Below are 19,312 nucleotides of genomic sequence, written 5' to 3'. Positions count from 1 at the left end.
CACGTCCGTCTCGCTGTGGCCATAGACCATTGCTGCCCCTCAGGTATGGCGCAGCTCCGGTGATGTCTCAGACGCGCTTTCCGAAATCTAAGGGCAATGCGAGACCACGGGCGATACGCCCTAAAGAGGTAGAGGGTGTGACCGTCCGTCCTGTCTCCCACTTATGGGCTCACCTGTGATCTCGGAGATGGCAGTGGTGTCGCGGGAATCAGTCATAGATGAGGCTCTATCGACCGGCAGGATAAACAATCGGTTCGCGAGGGAGGGCGCTTCTTTACGACCAGAGACAGGTATCCTGAGCTCTTGGCGTATGGAGTTGCTGCAGAATGGCTGCGAATAAGCCCTGTCCCAAGCCCGATCACTGGGGTGTCGGAGGATATGCCATTCTTGGCGTGACACTCCTGCCTTGTATCCTCGCCTCGATGCAGGTTGGCCGGGCATTGCTCTTCGGAGCCATCTATGCTCCCGGTGAACGATTTCGCTCCGGCCGAGACATTCTCCTCCCGTGGGATGAAGTGGGTTCGGTATTCTTGATCGGCCTGTATCTCTTCTGGGGCTTAGGTGTGCCTGTAGGAGTCTTGGTTGGCATGTGGGCTACGCGGCGGGACAGGTACTAATCTATACCTGAGCGAAAGAGCCTGCTTCACCCCGGCAGCGTCGATGAAGCTCGGCTTTGGATGAGCGAATAGAGATCAGCGGGGCTTTGGGGCCTATTTCCTTTTGGCTCGCCCTTTATCAGCCTCCGAAAGAGAAGAAGGAGGGATCGAACCAGCGATCCTGCGCGCATCGCCGGCCACGGTGGCTTGGGATGTTTCAATGCGAAAGGTGTAAACGGCCGTAAAATGCCCTGGCCGAAGGGGCGGTTCCAATCAGAATCTCTCAATGATTGGAAGTGGCTGGGGGACCTGGATTCGAACCAAGACTAACGGAGTCAGAGTCCGCTGTTCTACCATTAAACTATCCCCCACCGAAGCCATCGAACCCTTGGCCTTGCCTGAGGCTTTGTCTCAGCATCGGAGGCGGGGATTCGAAACCGGCGTCGCGGTTGGCGGTGAGATAGGGGGCTTTTGAGGGCGCGTCAAGCCTTGAATTCGGGCTTAGGCGGGTCTCGGGCTAGTCGTCGAGCGATCCGCCTTCCGGCGGGTTGTCCAGGTCGAGGCCGGACCGGAGGGCGGCTTCGTCGGCTGCGTCCTCCGCATCGGCCGCGATGCGCTCGTAGCGGTCGAGGGCGCCCTGGAGGATGTAGGCGGCGGCCATCTTGTCGACGGCGTCGGCCCGCTTGGCGCGGGAGGCGTCCGCGTCGAGGAGCGTGCGGGTCACCACCATGGTGGACATGCGCTCGTCCCAGAACAGGACCGGCAGCGGCAGGAGGGGCTTCATGTTGCGCACGAAGGCGCGGGTCGCCTGGGAGCGGGGGCCTTCCGTGCCGTCCATGTTGAGCGGCAGGCCGAAGACGAGGCCGCCGACCTCGTAGCGGGCGACGAGGTCCTTGATGCGCCCCACATCGGGGGTGAACTTCACCCGCTTGATGGTCTCCAGCGGGGTCGCGATGCGCCGCTCTACGTCCGACAGCGCGAGGCCGATGGTCTTGGTGCCGAGATCGAGGCCCATGAGGCGGGCACGGGGCTGCAGGCCGTCGATGAAGGCGACCAGTTCGTCGTCGCGTGAGATCATGGGCGGTCTCCTCGTCGTCCCTGCCTGTACCAGCCAGTATAGGGGAACCGGGCCGGCGTCGAGACGGGAGTGTGATCGTCATCACCGGCCTTGGGCTGGTGATGACGATGAGGAGAGGCGCCGTCAGTGTCATTCCCGGCCGAAGCGCAGCGGAGGGGAAGGGAATCCACGATCAGCCGCAACGCCATGGATCCCCTTCCCGTACTGCGTACGCCGGGGATGACAGCGGAGCGCTTCACCTTATAGGGATGGCCGGGACTGGTCCCGGATCAAGTCCGGGGACGGCCATGACGGGGTTGTGCCCAGAAAGCGGGGGCTCACGCCACCCTGGTGAGGTCCGGCGAGGATGGTGCTGGCCTAGGGCTGTCGGCGCATGACGGCAGCGCTTCCCCGGAAGACTTGAACAGGTGGCAGGATTCGCGGTCGATTTCGAGGGCGATGGTGCTCCCGGCCCCGTGGCGTGCGTCGCCCGGCTCGCGGACCGTGAGGCGGCGGCCCTGGCCCACATCGACATAGAGAAGATGGTTCTCGCCCAGTTCCTCGACCAGTTCGACCCGTCCCGAAAGCCCGCCCTGAGGGCTGACCCGCACATGGTCGGGCCTAACGCCGAGGGTGATGCGCTCGCCCGGCTGGACGGCCGCCGGAGACACCGGCACCGACAGGGTGCCGCCGCTGGGAAGGCTCACCAGCACCTCGTCCGGACCGACGCCCGCGACCTGGCATTCGATGAAGTTCATCTGCGGCGAGCCGATGAAGCCGGCAACAAAAAGATTGGCCGGGCGATGATAGAGGTCGAGCGGCGTGCCGACCTGCTCGATCCTGCCCCCGTTGAGCACCACGATCCGGTCGGCGAGGGTCATCGCCTCCACCTGATCGTGCGTCACATAGATCATGGTCGCGCGCGTGTCGTTGTGGAGCTTGGCGATCTCAATGCGGGTCTGCACGCGCAAGGCGGCATCGAGGTTGGACAGGGGCTCGTCGAAGAGGAACACCTTCGGATCGCGCACGATGGCACGGCCGATGGCGACGCGCTGGCGCTGGCCGCCGGAGAGCTGCCTGGGCTTGCGGTCGAGAAGAGTGTCGATCTGCAGCAGGCGCGCGGCCTCACGCACCTTGGCGTCGATCTGAGCCTTCGAGGCCTTCGCCAGCTCCAGGCCGAAGGCCATGTTGTCGTAGACGTTCATATGGGGGTAGAGCGCGTAGGACTGGAACACCATGGCGATGCCGCGTCTGGCCGGCACGAGGTCGTTCACGCGCTCGCCGTCGATGAAGAGTTCGCCCGCCGTGATGTCCTCGAGCCCGGCGATGAGGCGCAGCAGGGTGGATTTCCCGCAGCCCGACGGACCGACGAAGACCACGAACTCGCCGTCGCGGACGTCGAGATCGACGCCGTGGATGACCTTCACCCGACCGAAGGATTTCTGGACGTTCTTGAGGACCACATCAGCCATTGCTCAGACTTCCCTGAACTAAGTTCTCTCGCATCTTTGCACGCAAAACCGGTTCCCACTTTTGCGTTCGCTGCTTTAACCCTTCACCGCGCCCGCCGTGAGGCCCGCGACGATCTTGCGTTGGAACACGAGCACCAGGACGATGATCGGGATCGTCACGATGACGGATCCGGCCATGATCGTGCCCCAGGGCAGTTCATAGGCGGTCGAGCCGCTCATGAGGGCGATGGCGGGCGGCACGGTGCGCCGTTCGTTGGTGAGGGTGAAGGTGAGGGCGAAGAGAAACTCGTTCCATGACACGATGAAGGCGAGCAGGCCCGTGGTCACGGCGGCGGGCGCCATGAGCGGCAGGAACACGCGCCGCACCACGATCCACGGCGTCGCGCCGTCGACGAAGGCGGCTTCCTCGATCTCCTTCGGCAGCTCGCGCATGAAGGTGGTGAGCACCCAGATCGTGAAAGGCAGGGTCAGCATGAGGTTGGCGAGGATCAGGCCGGGCAGGGTGTTGTAGAGGCCGAAGCTGCGGATCAGCTCGAACATGCCCGCGAGCACCGCCACCTGCGGGAACATGGAGACGGAAAGGATCGTCATGAGCAGCAGCGAGCGGCCTCGGAAGGCGATGCGCCCGAAGGCGTAGGCGGCCGTGATGCCCAGGCCCAGGGACAGCACCACCACGGAGCCGGACACGATGACCGAGTTCAGGATGTTGCGACCGAAGGGCTGGCGCTCGAACACGGCGACATAGTTCGACGGGTCGAAGCTCTCCGGCAGGTAGGCCACGGAGAACAGGGCGCTGCCCGTGCGGAACGAGGAGATGATCGCGTAATAGAACGGAAAGAGCGCGAAGAACGCGATGACGATCACGAGCAGCCAGAAACCGGTCCGGGCCAGCAGCTTCATCGCGGATCCTCCCCAAGCCGCACGCGGCCCGCCGCGAGCGTGATCACGACCACGAGGGCGATGATGAGGAAGATCAGCGTCGATGCGGCGGAGCCGAGACCCACTTCCTGGAAGTCGACGAGCTGCTGGCGCGCATAGACCGACATGGAAGCCGTGTCCTTGGAGTTCGACGTCAGGACGTAGATGAGATCGAAGACTCTCAGCGCATCGAGCGAGCGGAAGATCACCGCGACCAGCAACGCCGGCTTGATGAGCGGCAGGGTCACGCGGAAGAACACGCGGACAGGCGAGACGCCGTCCACTTTTGCGGCCTCATAGATGTCTTGCGGCAGCATTTGCAGGGCGGCGAGGATGAGCAGCGCCATGAACGACGTGTGCTTCCAGACGTCTACCATGACGGCGGACCACAGGGCCGTGTCGGCATTGGCCGTCCATGTGATCGGCGCGGCGATCAGGCCGATGCGCAGGAGGAGGTCGTTGATCACGCCGAACTGGTCGTGCAGCATCCAGCTCCACATCTTGGCGGATACAATGGTCGGAATCGCCCAGGGGATGAGGATGACGGCCCGCATGAGGCCGCGTCCCGGGAAAGCCGCGTTCAGGATCAGCGCCACGACGGTGCCGAGCACCGTTTCGAGCGAGACGGACACGAGCGTGAACCACAAGGTGTTCCAGACCGAGCGCCACCAGTCGGGCTCGATCAGGATCCCGAACCACTCGCCGTCGTAATTGGCGAGGTAGTTCTCAAGGCCGATGAACTTGTAGTCGCTCAAGTCGTTCAGGCTGGCATCCGTGAAGCTGAACCAGATCGTCCGCGCCAGGGGCCAGCCCGCAATGAGCGCGACGACGATCAGGCTCGGCGCGATGAAGAGCCATGCCGCCCTGACGCGTGACCGCGTCAGGGACGAGCCGCGTTTCCGCTCCTGCTGCGCGATGGGGCCGCCTGCCTCGGCGACGGCGCTGCCCATGATCATTGCCAGCCGTTGCGCTTGATCCGCTTAAGGTCGCGGTCGAGGCGGTTGAGCGCCTGAGCAGGCTCGGAGCGCTTCGAGAGAACCTGATGCACCGCGTTGAAGAACTCCGTCGAGACCTTGTTGTAGTTCTGGCCCGTGACGGTGGCCGGGCGCGCGACCGCGTTGCTGAACACGTCGACGAGGTCGCCGATGAAAGGATTGGCCCTGGCGATGTCCGCGTCGCTGTAGAGCGACACGATGGTCGGGTTGAAGGCGCCTTCCACGGCGCGGCGCTTCTGCTCGGCCTCGCTCGTCAGGTACAGGACAAGATCGGTCGCGGCATCGGCGTTCTTCGAATATTTGGACACGGCGAGCAACTGGCCGCCGAGGGTTCCCGCGTGGCGGCCGTCCGCGCCGCCCTTCGGCAAGGGCGCGATGCCGACCTTGTCTTTGATGCTGCTGTCGGCACCCTGCGCCAGCGCCCAGGCATAGGGCCAGTTGCGCATGAACACGGCATTGCCGGCCTGGAAGATCCCGCGCGCCTCTTCTTCGGTGTAGTTGAGCACGCCTTCGGGCGTGATCGTGCCGACCCAGCCGGCGGCCGTCTTCAGGGCCTCGGCGGCTTTGGGGTTCTCGATGGTGACGTCGCCCTTCTCGTCGACGATGGTGCCGCCGCCGTTCGAGGCGATCCATTCGAGCGCGTTGGTGGTCAGGCCCTCATAGGCGCGGCCCTGCCAGGTATAGCCCCAGAACTCGTTGCGGCCTTCCTTGCGCTCGCCCTCCTGGACCAGGCGGGCGGTCTCGGTGAGGTCGGCCCAGGTCTGCGGCACAGGCCGCTTGTACTTGTCCAGAAGGTCCTTGCGGTAGTAGAGCAGGCCCGCATCGGCGAACCACGGCACGGCCATCAGTTTGCCCTCGACGCGGCTGGTCTCGACCATCGCCGGAAGATGGTCGCCGATCACGCCTTGGGCCTTGGAGGTCAGGTCGAGGAGGTGGTTGCCCAGGGTGCCAGTCCAGACCACGTCGATCTGGAATACGTCGATGTCCCCGGCTCCGGCCGCGAGAAGCTGCTGGAAGAGCGCGAGCCGCTCCGTGGCGGAGTTCGGGGTCGAGACGATCTTGACCGTGTTGCCGGTCTTTTTCGCCCAGGCGTCGGTGCCCTGCTTGCAGATCTCGTATTCCTTGCCGAGCGCGCTGCACGAGATCGAAATCTCGACGGCCCAGGCGCTCGTGGACGCAAGCAGCCCGGCGGCTGCAGCGACGCTGGCGATGAGGCGGGACATGGCAATCCTCCTGGAGGCTTGATGTTTATTGCTTAGCTTTCTAAAGCCGGACCGTCGGATTTGTTCCTTTAGGCCGTGGTCGGAACGGCGCGGCTGCCCCATCTCCTGTTGCCGAAAGCGAGGGTATTCCCATGAAAATTACGTGGTTCGGTCATTCCGCCTTCAGACTCGATTTCGCCGGCAAGGCCGTGCTCATCGATCCGTTCTTCACCGGCAATCCGGCCTTCGAGGGCGACAAGGGCAAGATCACCCAGGGGATCTCGCACATCCTCGTCACCCACGGCCACGGCGACCACGTGGGCGATACCGCCGACATCGCCAAGGCGACGGGTGCCAAGGTGGTGACCAATTTCGAGCTCTGCATGTATCTCGCCAAGCAAGGCGTCCAGAACTTCGATCCCATGAATACAGGCGGCACGACAGACCAAGACGGCTTCACCGTCACCCTGGTGCGGGCGGACCATTCGGCGGGCCTCGTGGAGATGGACGTGAACTTCCCGCTCGGCAACGCCAACGGCATCATCGTCAAGGCTCCGGGCGAACCGACGATCTATCACATGGGCGATACGGACATCTTCGGCGACATGGCCCTGATCGCCGAGATCCATAAGCCAGACGTGGTCATCGTTCCCATCGGCGACCGCTTCACCATGGGCCCGGAGGTCGCGGCCCTGTCCGTCGAGCGGTATTTCAGCGGCGCCAAGGCGGCCATCCCGTGCCATTACGCCTCCTTCCCACCGCTCGTCCCCAACGCCGACCGCTTCGTGGCGGCCCTGGACGGCAAGGGCGTTCAGGTCGTGGTGCCGCACAAGACCGTGGGCGTGACGGTCTAAGGGGAAACCTCGGCATCATCAGCGGGGATGACACCCTCGACGTCATGGCCGGGCCTGTCCCGGCCATCTCGATTTTCTGAAACGCCGCGCTTGTCCGATCGGGATCACCGGCACAAAGCCGGTGATGACGTGGAGGGCGTCAGACCAGTCCGCCTCACATCCAGCGTTGCCCCCCGAGGCGGGCGGGTGCTATAGGCCGCCAAGCAGATTTCCAAGAGGTTAGACCATTCATGTCGGTCGATGAGAAAACGGTCCGCCGCATCGCCCATCTGGCGCGCATTGCCGTGACGGATGCGGAGGTGCCTCATCTCCAGGGCGAGCTCAACGCGATTCTCTCCTTCGTCGAGCAACTCAACGAGGTGGACGTGGAGGGAATCGAGCCGATGACCTCCGTGACCCCCATGGTCATGAAGAAGCGCCAGGATGGCGTGACCGATGGCGGCTACGCGGACAAAATCGTCCGCAACGCCCCGGCCACGGAAGACAACTTCTTCCTCGTGCCCAAAGTGGTCGAGTAAGGCGGTAAGCTTTGCCGACCATCCCCGGGCCAGCGCCATGCGCCCCGGGGATGTCCCGCAGAATAAGGCGTGGATGGCCTGGACGAGCCCGGCCATGACGTTGAACCAGAGATCCAGTCCCGTGACCGAACTGACCCATCTCACGATTGCCGAAGCCCGCGACGGCCTGAAGGCCAAGACCTTCTCAGCCACCGAGCTGGCCCAGGCCCATCTTGCCGCCATGGAAAAGGCGAGGGCGCTCAACGCCTATGTGCTCGAGACGCCCGAGAAGGCGCTCACCATGGCCAAGGCCTCGGACGAGAAGCTGTCCAAAGGCGAGGGCGGGGCGCTCGAGGGCATTCCGCTCGGCATCAAGGACCTGTTCTGCACCGACGGCGTGACCACGACCGCAGGGTCCAAGATCCTGGGCAACTTCAACCCGGCATACGAATCCACCGTCACCCGGAACCTCTGGAACGACGGCGCCGTGATGCTCGGCAAGCTCAACCTGGACGAGTTCGCCATGGGCTCCTCCAACGAGACCAGCGCCTTCGGGCCGGTGGTGTCGCCCTGGCGGCGCGAGGGCTCGAATGTGAGCGCGGGCGCGGCGGGCGCCATCGAGGGCACGCATCTCGTGCCCGGCGGCTCCTCCGGCGGGTCGGCGGCAGCGGTTGCCGCCCATCTCTGCCTGGGCGCCACCGCGACCGATACGGGCGGCTCGATCCGCCAGCCGGCGGCTTTCACCGGCACGGTCGGCATCAAGCCGACCTATGGGCGCGTCTCCCGCTGGGGCACAGTCGCCTTCGCCTCGTCCCTGGACCAAGCCGGCCCCATCGCCCGCACCGTACGCGATACGGCCATCTTGTTGCGCTCCATGGCGGGCCCCGACGACCGGGACACCACCTGCGTCGACCTGCCCGTGCCGGATTTCGAGGCGGCCGTCTCCCGGGGCGTGAAGGGTCTCAGGATCGGCATCCCGAAGGAATACCGGATCGACGGCATGTCGCCTGAGATCGAGGCGCTCTGGCAGCAGGGAGCGGAATGGCTGCGTGCCGCCGGCGCCGAGATCGTCGAGGTCTCCCTGCCGCATACCAAATTTGCCCTGCCGGCCTATTACATCGTGGCCCCGGCCGAGGCGTCCTCGAACCTTGCCCGCTATGACGGCGTGCGCTACGGCCTGCGCGAGAACGGTCGCGATATCGTCGAGCTCTACGAGAAGACCCGTGCCGCCGGTTTCGGCCGCGAGGTCAAGCGCCGCATCATGATCGGCACCTATGTGCTGTCGGCCGGCTATTACGATGCCTATTACGTTCGGGCCCAGAAGCTGCGCACCCTGATCAAGCGCGACTTCGAGGAGGTTTATGCGCAGGGCGTCCACGCCATCCTGACCCCGGCCACGCCGTCCTCCGCCTTCGGCATCGGCGAGAAGGGCTCGGGCGATCCGGTCGAGATGTACCTGAACGACATCTTCACCGTGACGGTGAACATGGCCGGACTGCCGGGCATCGCCGTTCCGGCCGGGCTCGATGCGCAGGGCTTGCCTCTCGGCCTCCAGCTCATCGGCCGCGCCTTCGACGAGGAGACACTCTTCGCGGCCGGTCAGGTGATCGAGGATTCCGCCGGCCGCATCAAGCTGCCCCAGGCCTGGTGGGCTTGAACGGCGTGCATCCCACCGTTCCCGTCATCCATCTCTGGGACTGGCTGCCGGCGGCCTTCGATCCGGTGCTGGTCGTCCTGGCGGTTTGGCTCGGCTGGAAGGCCGACCAGTTCGGCAAGGTCCTGATCATCGGCATGATCGCCCTGGCCGTGTCAGTCCTCGTCTCCTGGGGGATCAGCAGCCTGGGCCTGCCCTGGATCGCCCCGGTGCGATCCGACGGGCTGACCCTGTTCCCGGTCCGCTTCGTCGCCGCGATGCTCTGGGCCAGCGGCGCCTATGCCGCGCGTAGGGTCGTCCGTCGCTGAGCCGGAACCTGCGCGAACAGAGGCGCAAGGCCAACAACCTGAAGCAGCGGACGTGAATTCGACGGCACGTCCGCCGATAGGTCTCAGGCCTTCGTGCCGCCCTTGAGGCGCGTGTTGCACTCGCTCCAGAACTTCGGCCATTTGGCATCCTTGGCGACCTTGCCGCCGGCCTTGGCTTCCTTCCATTCCGCGCTGCACTTGCTCATGCGCTCCCGGGCGGCGAGCTGGGCGGCCGTCGGCGCCTTTTGCGGCTTCGTCTCGGCGGCTGCCTGGGCGGCGCCTGCCATGGACAGGGCCAGCGCGGCTGCAAGGGCGGAACTCACGAAACGGTTCATCATAGGATCCTCGGCACGTAGATCGTCACAAGGTATCTCATGATGAAACATTGGAACATGCAAGAGCCGAAGAGCAGCCTCCGAGCCTTTCCACGGAATTTCATTGCGCATGAGGGTGCGCATCCCGATCTAATGTCTTAACGTCCCGCACGGACCGTGCGTTACGTAAGGTGAGGGAAATCCATGGCGGCTTCCGCGCAGCAACCGATCGATCTTTATTACTGGCCGACCCCGAACGGATGGAAGATCACCATCATGCTCGAAGAGTGCGGGCTGCCTTACGCGATCCATCCGGTCAATATCGGCAAGGGCGACCAATTCCAGCCGGAGTTCCTGGCGATCTCGCCCAACAACAAGATGCCCGCCATTGTCGACCACGACGGCCCTGACGGGCAGCCGATCTCAGTCTTCGAGTCCGGCGCGATCCTGCAATATCTCGGGCGCAAGACAGGAAAGTTCTATCCGCAGGACGAGCGAGGGCGGGTCGAGGTCGATCAGTGGCTGTTCTGGCAGATGGGCGGCTTCGGCCCCATGCTCGGCCAGACCCACCATTTCCGCATCTATGCGCCGGAACAGGTGCCCTATGCCATCGAGCGCTACACCAACGAGACCAACCGTCTCTATGGCGTGCTGAACAAACGTCTCGCCGACCGGGAATTCGTGGCGGGCGAGTATTCCATCGCCGACATGGCCATCGCCCCCTGGGCGAAGCTGTGGGAACGCCAGGGCCAGAACATCGACGATTTCCCGCACGCCAAGCGCTGGCTGGAAACGGTTCTCGCCCGCCCGGCGGTCCAGCGCGGCATCAAGGTGAGTTCGGAAGACCGGGAGAAAACGGACCTGACGGACCCGAAGGTTCAGGCGGTGCTGTTCGGCCAGAGGGCCAGGTAAGCTCCATCAGTCGTCATGGCCGGCCCTGTGCCGGCCATCTCGTTTGTGTGAAGCGCTCCGCTGTCATCCCCGTTGCACGCAGTGCGGGAAGTGGGTCACGGTGCGGAGCGTGCGGGTGGATTCCCTTTCCTCCGCTGCGCTCCGGCCGGGAATGACAATGGACCGCCTCAATTCGCTTTCGTCCAGGTCTGCGACCGGCAGATCAGGCCGCCGAGCACGCAGCCCGAGAGCTGCAGGGTTGTGGGGCTCATGACCTTGAGCTTGCCCGTATAGGTCTTGCCGTCCTGCGGGTTGTAGAGCTGGCCGCTATAGCCGTCTCCTTCCGGCTTCGCGTCCCAGATCATCCGAACGCCCACGATGTTGCGGTCCCTCAGCTTCGGGTCGGTGTTATTGGTATCCTTCTCATAGGTCGAGGACACGATGGTGCCGCAATAGACGGCCCCGCATCGGGCAATCCTCACCCGGGTATCGCCGCTCTGGGTGAGCCAGGTCCCGCTCGGATCGGCCGATTGGGCCTGGGCCGGGCCGGAGAGAAGGGCAAGGCCGAAGGCGGCCAGGATCGCTGGTCTCATGGGATGCTCCCTCGATGCCGGCCCTCGCCGGTCCGATCCGGCATGAGATTAGGGGAGGCGGTTAAGCTTTCCAAGCGGCCGGGAGCAAAAGGCGCTTGAGGGGGAGGGGGCTCACCGTTATAAGCGCCGCACTTCACCGTTTCCCATATCAGATCAAAGCGAGTTGTCATGGCCATCGAGCGCACCTTCTCCATCATCAAGCCCGACGCGACCGAGCGTAACCTCACCGGCGCCGTCAATGCCGTCATCGAGAATGCCGGCCTGCGCATCGTGGCGCAGAAGCGCATCCTCATGAGCCGTCGCGAGGCGGAGACCTTCTACGCGGTCCACAAGGAGCGTCCCTTCTTCGGCGAGCTCGTCGACTTCATGATCTCCGCTCCGGTCGTCGTCCAGGTTCTCGAGGGCGAGGGCGCCGTTCTCCGCTACCGCGAGATCATGGGCGCCACCAACCCGGAGAGCGCCGCCGAGGGCACGATCCGCAAGCTCTACGCCAAGTCCATCGGCGAGAACTCGGTCCACGGCTCCGACAGCCTCGACAACGCCAAGATCGAAATCGCCCAGTTCTTCTCGGGCAACGAGATCGTCGGCTAAGCTCCGAAAGCATAGCCTTCATGTTCAGGCCGCCCTCCGGGCGGCCTTTTCTTTGCTCTCCCGCTCCGCCATGATGCCCCCGCCATGAACCAAGCTCCCCGCATCGAACGTCGCTCGTCCGTCTGCCCGCATGACTGTCCTTCCGTGTGCTCCCTCGAAGTCGAGGTGATCGACGGGCGCACCATCGGGCGCGTGCACGGGGCGAAGAGCAACAGCTACACGGCGGGCGTCATCTGCGCCAAGGTGGCCCGTTACGCGGAACGCATCCACAATCCCGACCGGCTGCTCCACCCGATGCGGCGCACGGGGCCGAAGGGTTCGGGGCAGTTCGAGCGCATCTCCTGGGACGAGGCCCTCGACATCGTGGCCCGGAAGTTTCTGGAAGCGGAGCGGGACTTCGGGTCGGAATCCGTCTGGCCCTATTATTACGCCGGCACCATGGGCTTCGTGATGCGCGACGGCATCAACCGCCTGCGCCACGTGAAGAAGTATTCGGGACAGTATTCCACCATCTGCACGGCCATGAGCTGGACCGGCTACGTGGCCGGCACCGGACACCTGCGGGGCTCCGATCCGCGCGAGATGGCGGTATCGGACTGCATCGTGATCTGGGGCACGAATCCGGTCCACACCCAGGTCAACGTGATGACCCACGCGATGAAGGCCCGCAAGGAGCGCGGCGCCAAGCTCGTGGTGATCGACATCTACCAGAACGCCACCATGAAGCAGGCCGACATGGCGCTCCTGGTGAAGCCCGGGACCGACGGAGCGCTCGCCTGCGCGGTCATGCACGTGCTGTTTCGTGACGGCCTGGCGGACCGGGAGTACCTGGAGCGCTACACCGATCATCCGCATGAGCTCGAAGAGCACCTCAAGGCCCGCGACCCGGCCTGGGCCTCGGCCATCACAGGCCTGTCGGTGGAGGAGATCGAGGCGTTCGCCAGGCTCGTCGGCACGACGAAGCGCACCTTCTTCCGTCTCGGCTACGGCTTCGCCCGCCAGCGCAACGGCGTGGTCAACATGCACGCGGCCGTGTCCATCCCGGCCGTGACCGGCGCCTGGCAATACGAGGGCGGCGGCGCGTTCCACTCGAACAGCGGCATCTTCCACTGGAACAAGGCTCTGATCGAGGGCCACGACGCCATCGATCCGTCGATCCGCATCCTCGACCAGTCGCAGATCGGCCGTGTCCTCACCGGCGACGCTGAGGCGCTCTACAATGGCCCGCCCGTGAAGGCGATGCTGATCCAGAACACCAACCCGGTCTCGGTCGCGCCCGAGCAGGAGCTGGTCAAGCAGGGCTTTTCCCGCGAGGACCTTTTTGTCTGCGTCCATGAGCAGTTCATGACCGAGACGGCGCTGATGGCCGATATTGTCCTGCCCGCGACCATGTTCATGGAGCATGACGATCTCTATTCCGGCGGCGGCCACCAGCATTTCCAGGTCGGCCCAAAACTCGTCGATCCTCCGGGCGAGTGCCGGTCCAACCACGAGGTCTTCCGTGGGCTCGCAGAGCGGCTCGGCGCGGAGCATCGCGGCTTCGCCATGGAGCCGCGCGAGATCATCGACTGGACGCTCCGGAACTCCGGCTGGGGCTCCCTGGAGAACCTGGAGACCCACGTCCATTTCGACGCGCAGCCCCCCTTCGAGGAGGCCCACTTCCTGAAAGGTTTCGGCTATCCGGACGGCAAGTTCCGCTTCAAGCCCGATTGGGCCGCGATTCCGTCCTACAACAACGGCGCCATGGGACCCTGGGCCCAGATGCCGGCCCTCCCGGACCATTGGGGCGTGATCGAGGCGGCGACCGAGGAACATCCGTTCCGGCTCGCCACGAGCCCGGCCCGCAACTTCCTCAATTCCAGCTTCACCGAGACCCCGACCTCCCTCGACAAGGAGCGGCGGCCGGAGGTGATGATCCACCCGCTCGACGCCGGGCGGCAGGGGATCGCCGACGGCGACTGGGTGAAGCTGAAGAACCATCGCGGCGAGGTCTATCTCCGCGCCCGGCTCTTCGACGGCGTGCGGCGCGGCGTGCTTATTGCCGAAGGCATCTGGCCCAACGCCGCTCACCCCTTCGGACGGGGTATCAACACGCTCACCGGCGGCGATCAGGTGGCGCCCTATGGCGGCGCGGCTTTCCACGACAACCGGGTGGCGCTGGAAAAGGCCGATCTCGACCCGACCCTGGAACTGCCCATCGCGCGGAAGCATCATCGCGCCGAGGCGGTTGTCGGTTGATCTCCGACGGAAAAGGGAAAATCCGCTTCGGGACGGATTTTCCTCCACGTCATGGCCGGCCCTGTGCCGGCCATCCCGATACGGCAAGGCTCGGCGCTCATCCCACTGAGATCACCGGGACAAGCCCGGTGACGACGTCGGGAGCCGATGGGGTCGCTTTCGCTCAGCGAGCACGCGGTCACACCTTCTTAAGCCTGTTCGCAGCTCCCCCCTTGATCCCGAACGGCCAAGCCTATTCTTAAACACCGAACGTGATTTCATCTCTGGGGAGCCATCCATGAATTCGATCATCCGCACGCTGCTCGTGTCGGCGGCCATGTCCGTCGGCGCGACCTCCGTTTTTGCCGCCGCGTCCAACATGCCGACCCAATACCAGCCCGATCCGGCGCTGAAGACGGAAAGCGTGTCCCAGCTTCGCGCTCGCGTGAGCCAGGCCTGCGCGATTACGCAAGCCAGGCTCCAGAGCGGCGTCAGCGAGGCGTCTCTCAACCGGTCCTGCGATTGCTATGCCGGCCGCACGATGCGCTCGCTCAGCGCCGACGAACTCCAGGGCTATCGCGACACGGGCGTGTTCAACGAGACCGCCCGCGCGAAGGCGCTGTCTGCCCTCGATGCCTGCAAGCTGCAAAGGCCGAAATTGTAGGCCTTTCGGCCGGACTTCTTCATCCGGAATGGGGTTCTCCGGAATGCACAAAGCAAACAGCAGGCTGCTTTTCCGAGAGGATCAACAACCTGCTGCGAAAGTGACAGCCGATCATTCGGCGTCTCTTGGAGAGCCGAATGATCGCTTCCATTACACGAAATAGAAGTCACTGGTGCTCAGGGTCGAGAGCTGAACGCCCTTGAGCATAACGTCCATGCCATTCTTGCTGATCATCACATCGTTGCCGGACTGGTATGCGGCGGCACGGAGATCGGCATAGGACGCGAACCATGTTTTCTGGATCTGGACATGGTCGGCCCCGCGCGCGAAGTCGTTGATAACCGCGTGCTGGATCGTGGTCCAAATCGCAAACAGGTCGTTGCCCGCGCCGCCGATCAGAATGTCCGTCCCCCAGTCGGCGATGAGAGTATCATTGCCGCCCCCACCGATGAGCATGTCGTTTCCGCCCAAGCCGATGAGGAGGTCGTCTCCGCCGACGCCATCGAGGATGTTGTCGCCACCCGAACCATAGAGTGCGTCGGATCCGAAGCCTCCGCTGACATCCTCGAAGCCGGAGATGGTATCGCCCTGGGCGATATCCCCTGAGACGGTATTCTCATAAAGCCGCACCGTGACGCCGGACGTGGCATAGAAATAGCTCAAGGTATCCCGACCCTCGCCACCATCGAGACGGTCGATGCCGATGCCGCCGTAAATAAGGTCATTGCCACTTTCGCCGAAGACGGTGTTGCTACCGCCTTCGCCCAAAAGCACGTCGTTTCCTGCTCCGCCCCAAAGGCTGTCATTTTCACTGCCGCCGTAAATGGTGTCGTTGCCAGCGTCGCCGTAAAGGCTGTCGTTATACGAACCGCCATAGAGCAGGTTGTCACCGAGGCTGCCGTAGATCGTATCGTTGCCTGCATCTCCGAACAGAATGTCTGCCGAATAATCGCTGCCGGCGTGGAGGTAATCGTTGCCGCCGCCACCCCGAAGCGTATCGGTGCCGGAACCGCCAATCAGTGTGTCCTTGCCAAAGCCGCCAGTCAGCGTGTCATTGCCGGAACCGCCATCGAGAAAGTCAGCTCCGGAGCTTCCGACAGCCGAATCGTTGCCTGCTCCTAAAAAGATCATTCCAGACCCCTGAACGGAATCATCCGTCTGGGAGCCGAAATTCATGCGAATCGCGAAGCCTGACACCTCACCTGTCGAGTTTCCCCCGACCACATACAGAGGGGTCCCATCCATAGGATCCAGGTGGACGTGCCCATCCGAGAAATGCTCGCCATAGGTCTCATAAAGCCAATTCTTCATATAATCGTTCGAATTGTATGGCCTATCATATACCGCGCCGTAGAAGTCATATCTCACGAGCCATTGGTCGAGTTCATATTCCAGGCGATCGAAAGTGGCGCACATCGAATCGAAGAAATTGGGTGCGTCGCCTTGTATCAATTTCGGCGCGCGAATCATGATATCGACATAGACGAGGTCGCCGTTCTCGTCCCAAAAGCTCCCGTCAGGTATGGAGCCGGCGCAATAGTCCTGAGTGCCAGGGTTTCCCACCGTATCTATCGATTGGTCGTAAGGATAGATTTCGACCCTATACGATGTACCCGTCCCTGAGCCGCCGGTGACGTTTCCGGTGATCCGGCCACCGGTACCGGTGCCCCCGTATTCAACGCCGCCGCCGGAATTATTCCAGAACTCCAGGAAAGCCTGCAACAGACTGCTGCTCATGAAACGTCGGTCTCCTCAAATGCATGAGGTCTGCCACGGCACCAGCGAGAACGGGTTTGGGGAGCGGGACAACCTCTTTTGAGAAATGTTATGTGATAACAATTCGACGACTACGATCCTCAAGTTGTAAATATTCAACCTTCAATCAAGTTTCAGTTGCAGGTTCTCGTTAACTGCTCTGGCTACACAAGCGGGCAGGCGTTCATTCCGATCCGACCGAACCCTGTCCTTGTGCTCGCGTGCCTCATCCCGGCGAATGCAGCGCCGCATCGGCATCCCAGCCGCGCGAGAACACCACCCGGCCGTTCTCCAGCCGGGCGGTCCCGTCGCAGATCAGGCGCAACGCCTTCGGATAGAGCTTGTGCTCCTGGACGATCACGCGAGCCGCGAGGCTCTCCTGCGTGTCGCCGGGGACCACGGGCACGACGGCCTGGGCGATGATGGGGCCGGCGTCCAGTTCCGGTACCACGAAATGCACCGTGCAGCCGTGGACGAGAACGCCTTCTTCCAGGGCGCGGCGGTGGGTCTGCGTGCCCCGGAACAGGGGCAGGAGGGAGGGGTGGATGTTGACCGTCCGGCCAGCCCAGCGCTCCACGAACCAGTCGGTCAGCACCCGCATGAAGCCGGCGAGGCAGATGAAGTCGATGGCGTGCGAGGCGAGCGCCGCGTCCATCGCCTGTTCGAAATCCTCCCGGGTGGGATGCGCCTTGTGGTCGATGACGCAGGTGGCGATCCCGGCCTCCTTCGCCCGCTCGAGACCAGCCGCGTCCGGGCGGTTCGACAGGACGAGGGCGATCTCGGCCGGAAAGTCTTCGGCGCGAGCGGCCTCGATCAGCGAGACCATGTTCGAGCCGCGGCCCGAGATCAGAATGGCGGCGCGGCGGCGGGACATCAGAGTTTCAGGGACCCCGAGGTCCGGACGCGCTCGGCGCCCTCTTGGCCCACAGTCTCGCCGATGCGGACCGGGTTCTCGCCGGCCCCGGCCAGACGCTCCATCACGGCCGCGGCCTTGTCGGCGCTCGCCACCACGATCATGCCGATGCCGCAGTTGAAGGTGCGCAGCATCTCGGCCTCGGCCACGCCGCCGGTCCGAGAGAGCCATCCGAAGACGGGCGGGGCGGCGATGGCGTCGAGATCGAGGCGCACGCCGACGCCGTCGGGAAGGACGCGCGGGATGTTGTCCGGGAAGCCGCCGCCGGTGATATGGCAGAGCGCGTTGACGCCGTCGCCGCCCTTGAGCACCTCCAGAAGGGGTTTCACGTAGATCCGGGTCGGCTCCAGCAGGGCCTGGGCCAGCGTCTTGCCGGACGCGAAGGGGGCGGGGGCGTCCCAGGCGAGGCCCGAGTGCTCGACGATCCGCCGCACCAGCGAGAAGCCGTTGGAATGGACGCCGGAGGAGGGCAGGCCGATGAGCACGTCGCCGACGCTCACGTCCTTCGGCAGCAGGGTGCCGCGCTCGGCCGCGCCGACCGCGAAGCCCGCGAGGTCGTAATCGCCCCGGGCATAGAGCCCCGGCATCTCGGCCGTTTCGCCGCCGATCAGGGCGCAGCCCGCCTGGAGACAACCTTCGGCGATGCCTTTGACGATGTGGACGCCGACCTCGGGCGAGAGCTTTCCGGTGGCGAAGTAATCGAGGAAGAAGAGAGGTTCCGCGCCCTGGACGATGATGTCGTTCACACACATGGCCACGAGGTCGATGCCGATGGTGTCGTGGATCCCCGTGTCGATGGCGATCTTCACCTTGGTGCCGACGCCGTCATTGGCCGCCACCAGGATCGGGTCCTTGAAGCCGGCCGCCTTGAGGTCGAACAGTCCTCCGAACCCGCCGATCTCCGCATCGGCTCCGGGCCGGCGCGTGGACCGCACCAGGGGCTTGATCTGGTCGACCATGGCATTGCCCGCATCGATATCGACGCCCGCCTGGGCATAGGTCAAACCGTTCGTCTGCTTCTCGGTCGTCATGGTTCACCCCGTGTTGGCTCGGGCAGTAAGGCGAGAGGGAGCGGGAGGCAAGGGGAGAGTGTGCATTTTGCGAACCCGTCCCTTCACGTCATCACCGGCCTTGCGCCGGTGGTCCCGGTTCTGTGAAACGCCTTGCCTTTCGGATCGGGATGGCCGGGACAAGCCCGGGATAACGGCGGAGAGAGGCCATCTTATCCCCACCCGGCCGACCCGACGATTGAACTCCGCCCTCCGACCCGGCATCATCCCCTCCGATGACCATTCCGAACATCATCACCATCGGCCGCCTCATCATCGTGCCCATCGTGATCGTCATGATCATGCAGCAGCGGTGGGCCACGGCATTCGCGCTTTTCGTCGTGGCCGGGATATCCGATGCTGTCGACGGGTTCATCGCCCGCAAATTCGACATGAAGAGCGAGTTCGGGGCCTATATCGATCCCCTGGCCGACAAATCGCTCCTGGTCTCGATCTACGTAACCCTCGCCATCGTGGGGGCAATCCCCGGCTGGCTCGCCATCGTGGTGGTCTCGCGGGATGCCATGATCGTGGCGGCTGTGCTGTTGTCCTGGGTCATGAGCCGTCCAGTCGAGATCAAGCCGCTGATCGTCAGCAAGCTCAACACAGGGGCGCAGCTTGCCTTTGCCGCCTACGCGCTCGCCGCGAACGCCTTCGGCGTGGGACTCGGAGGGCTTGAGGAAATCGTCATGGTGCTGGTGGCGACCTTGACCATAGCCTCCGCCGGTGCCTATCTCGTGGGTTGGCTGCGCCACATGTCCACCTGACGGCC

The 19,312-nt window shown here is 64.1% G+C and carries 19 protein-coding genes and 1 tRNA gene; 9 read left to right on the top strand and 11 right to left on the bottom strand.

What is annotated here, in order from left to right:
- Positions 1–893 precede the first annotated feature (893 nt).
- From U0023_RS22950 to U0023_RS22925, 6 genes are all read right to left on the bottom strand, one after another.
- Positions 894–967: transfer RNA gene (locus tag U0023_RS22950), tRNA-Gln, on the bottom strand.
- Positions 968–1,113: 146 nt separating this feature from the next.
- A complete protein-coding gene (gene ruvX / locus U0023_RS22945) occupies positions 1,114–1,674 on the bottom strand; it encodes a Holliday junction resolvase RuvX (protein ID WP_009764515.1) in 561 nt (186 codons plus the stop codon).
- Between the two features lie 317 nt (positions 1,675–1,991).
- Complete coding sequence (locus tag U0023_RS22940; RefSeq protein WP_009764516.1) at positions 1,992–3,125, bottom strand: ABC transporter ATP-binding protein; 1,134 nt, start codon at positions 3,123–3,125, stop codon at positions 1,992–1,994.
- A gap of 75 nt (positions 3,126–3,200) precedes the next feature.
- Positions 3,201–4,025 carry a carbohydrate ABC transporter permease gene (locus tag U0023_RS22935; RefSeq protein ID WP_009764517.1) on the bottom strand — a complete coding sequence of 275 codons (825 nt, stop codon included), beginning with the start codon at positions 4,023–4,025 and terminating at the stop codon, positions 3,201–3,203.
- Entirely contained in the window at positions 4,022–4,999 is a 978-nt protein-coding gene (locus tag U0023_RS22930; protein WP_009764518.1) for a carbohydrate ABC transporter permease, read from the bottom strand. Before U0023_RS22930 ends, U0023_RS22935 begins: the two co-directional genes overlap by 4 nt.
- Positions 4,996–6,261 (bottom strand): ABC transporter substrate-binding protein, encoded by a 1,266-nt coding sequence (locus U0023_RS22925; protein ID WP_009764519.1) that lies wholly within the window; start codon positions 6,259–6,261, stop codon positions 4,996–4,998. Before U0023_RS22925 ends, U0023_RS22930 begins: the two co-directional genes overlap by 4 nt.
- 131 nt (positions 6,262–6,392) lie before the next feature.
- Between U0023_RS22925 and U0023_RS22920 the strand changes: the two genes are divergently transcribed.
- From U0023_RS22920 to U0023_RS22905, 4 genes are all read left to right on the top strand, one after another.
- A complete protein-coding gene (locus U0023_RS22920) occupies positions 6,393–7,094 on the top strand; it encodes a metal-dependent hydrolase (RefSeq protein ID WP_009764520.1) in 702 nt (233 codons plus the stop codon).
- 230 nt (positions 7,095–7,324) lie between these two features.
- Positions 7,325–7,612: an Asp-tRNA(Asn)/Glu-tRNA(Gln) amidotransferase subunit GatC gene (gatC, locus tag U0023_RS22915; protein ID WP_009764521.1), complete on the top strand. Its 288-nt coding sequence runs from the start codon at positions 7,325–7,327 to the stop codon at positions 7,610–7,612.
- 121 nt (positions 7,613–7,733) lie between these two features.
- Positions 7,734–9,248 carry an Asp-tRNA(Asn)/Glu-tRNA(Gln) amidotransferase subunit GatA gene (gene gatA / locus U0023_RS22910; RefSeq protein WP_040639200.1) on the top strand — a complete coding sequence of 505 codons (1,515 nt, stop codon included), beginning with the start codon at positions 7,734–7,736 and terminating at the stop codon, positions 9,246–9,248.
- A complete protein-coding gene (locus U0023_RS22905; protein WP_407667363.1) occupies positions 9,239–9,553 on the top strand; it encodes a hypothetical protein in 315 nt (104 codons plus the stop codon). The genes gatA and U0023_RS22905 overlap by 10 nt, the downstream gene beginning before the upstream one ends.
- Positions 9,554–9,636: 83 nt before the next feature.
- On the opposite strand, the gene U0023_RS22900 is transcribed toward U0023_RS22905, so the two are convergent.
- The gene (locus tag U0023_RS22900) at positions 9,637–9,891 is read right to left on the bottom strand and encodes a hypothetical protein (protein ID WP_009764524.1); all 255 of its coding nucleotides are present in this window, start codon (positions 9,889–9,891) and stop codon (positions 9,637–9,639) included.
- Between the two features lie 180 nt (positions 9,892–10,071).
- Here U0023_RS22900 and U0023_RS22895 point away from each other — a divergent pair, with 180 nt between their 5' ends.
- Positions 10,072–10,779: a glutathione S-transferase N-terminal domain-containing protein gene (locus U0023_RS22895; protein WP_009764525.1), complete on the top strand. Its 708-nt coding sequence runs from the start codon at positions 10,072–10,074 to the stop codon at positions 10,777–10,779.
- 167 nt (positions 10,780–10,946) lie between these two features.
- On the opposite strand, the gene U0023_RS22890 is transcribed toward U0023_RS22895, so the two are convergent.
- Positions 10,947–11,351 carry a DUF2147 domain-containing protein gene (locus U0023_RS22890; protein WP_009764526.1) on the bottom strand — a complete coding sequence of 135 codons (405 nt, stop codon included), beginning with the start codon at positions 11,349–11,351 and terminating at the stop codon, positions 10,947–10,949.
- 168 nt (positions 11,352–11,519) lie between these two features.
- On the opposite strand from U0023_RS22890, the gene ndk reads away from it, so the two are divergent.
- From ndk to U0023_RS22875, 3 genes are all read left to right on the top strand, one after another.
- Complete coding sequence (gene ndk / locus U0023_RS22885) at positions 11,520–11,942, top strand: nucleoside-diphosphate kinase (RefSeq protein ID WP_009764527.1); 423 nt, start codon at positions 11,520–11,522, stop codon at positions 11,940–11,942.
- 84 nt (positions 11,943–12,026) lie between these two features.
- On the top strand, positions 12,027–14,180 hold the full coding sequence (locus U0023_RS22880) for a molybdopterin-containing oxidoreductase family protein (RefSeq protein ID WP_009764528.1): 2,154 nt from the start codon (positions 12,027–12,029) through the stop codon (positions 14,178–14,180).
- A gap of 277 nt (positions 14,181–14,457) precedes the next feature.
- On the top strand, positions 14,458–14,823 hold the full coding sequence (locus U0023_RS22875; protein WP_009764529.1) for a hypothetical protein: 366 nt from the start codon (positions 14,458–14,460) through the stop codon (positions 14,821–14,823).
- 150 nt (positions 14,824–14,973) lie between these two features.
- On the opposite strand, the gene U0023_RS22870 is transcribed toward U0023_RS22875, so the two are convergent.
- From U0023_RS22870 to purM, 3 genes are all read right to left on the bottom strand, one after another.
- A complete protein-coding gene (locus U0023_RS22870; protein WP_009764530.1) occupies positions 14,974–16,560 on the bottom strand; it encodes a calcium-binding protein in 1,587 nt (528 codons plus the stop codon).
- A gap of 244 nt (positions 16,561–16,804) precedes the next feature.
- Positions 16,805–17,452, bottom strand: coding sequence for a phosphoribosylglycinamide formyltransferase (gene purN, locus U0023_RS22865; protein WP_009764531.1), 648 nt, complete (start codon positions 17,450–17,452; stop codon positions 16,805–16,807).
- Entirely contained in the window at positions 17,452–18,522 is a 1,071-nt protein-coding gene (purM, locus tag U0023_RS22860; RefSeq protein WP_009764532.1) for a phosphoribosylformylglycinamidine cyclo-ligase, read from the bottom strand. Before purM ends, purN begins: the two co-directional genes overlap by 1 nt.
- Positions 18,523–18,776: 254 nt before the next feature.
- Here purM and U0023_RS22855 point away from each other — a divergent pair, with 254 nt between their 5' ends.
- Complete coding sequence (locus U0023_RS22855) at positions 18,777–19,307, top strand: CDP-alcohol phosphatidyltransferase family protein (RefSeq protein ID WP_009764533.1); 531 nt, start codon at positions 18,777–18,779, stop codon at positions 19,305–19,307.
- Positions 19,308–19,312: the final 5 nt, after the last annotated feature.

The sequence above is a fragment of the Microvirga lotononidis genome, from assembly GCF_034627025.1.
Lineage (GTDB): Bacteria > Pseudomonadota > Alphaproteobacteria > Rhizobiales > Beijerinckiaceae > Microvirga > Microvirga lotononidis.
Note: the sequence above shows the minus strand (reverse complement) of the source record. Positions and strands in the feature narration are given on the sequence as shown.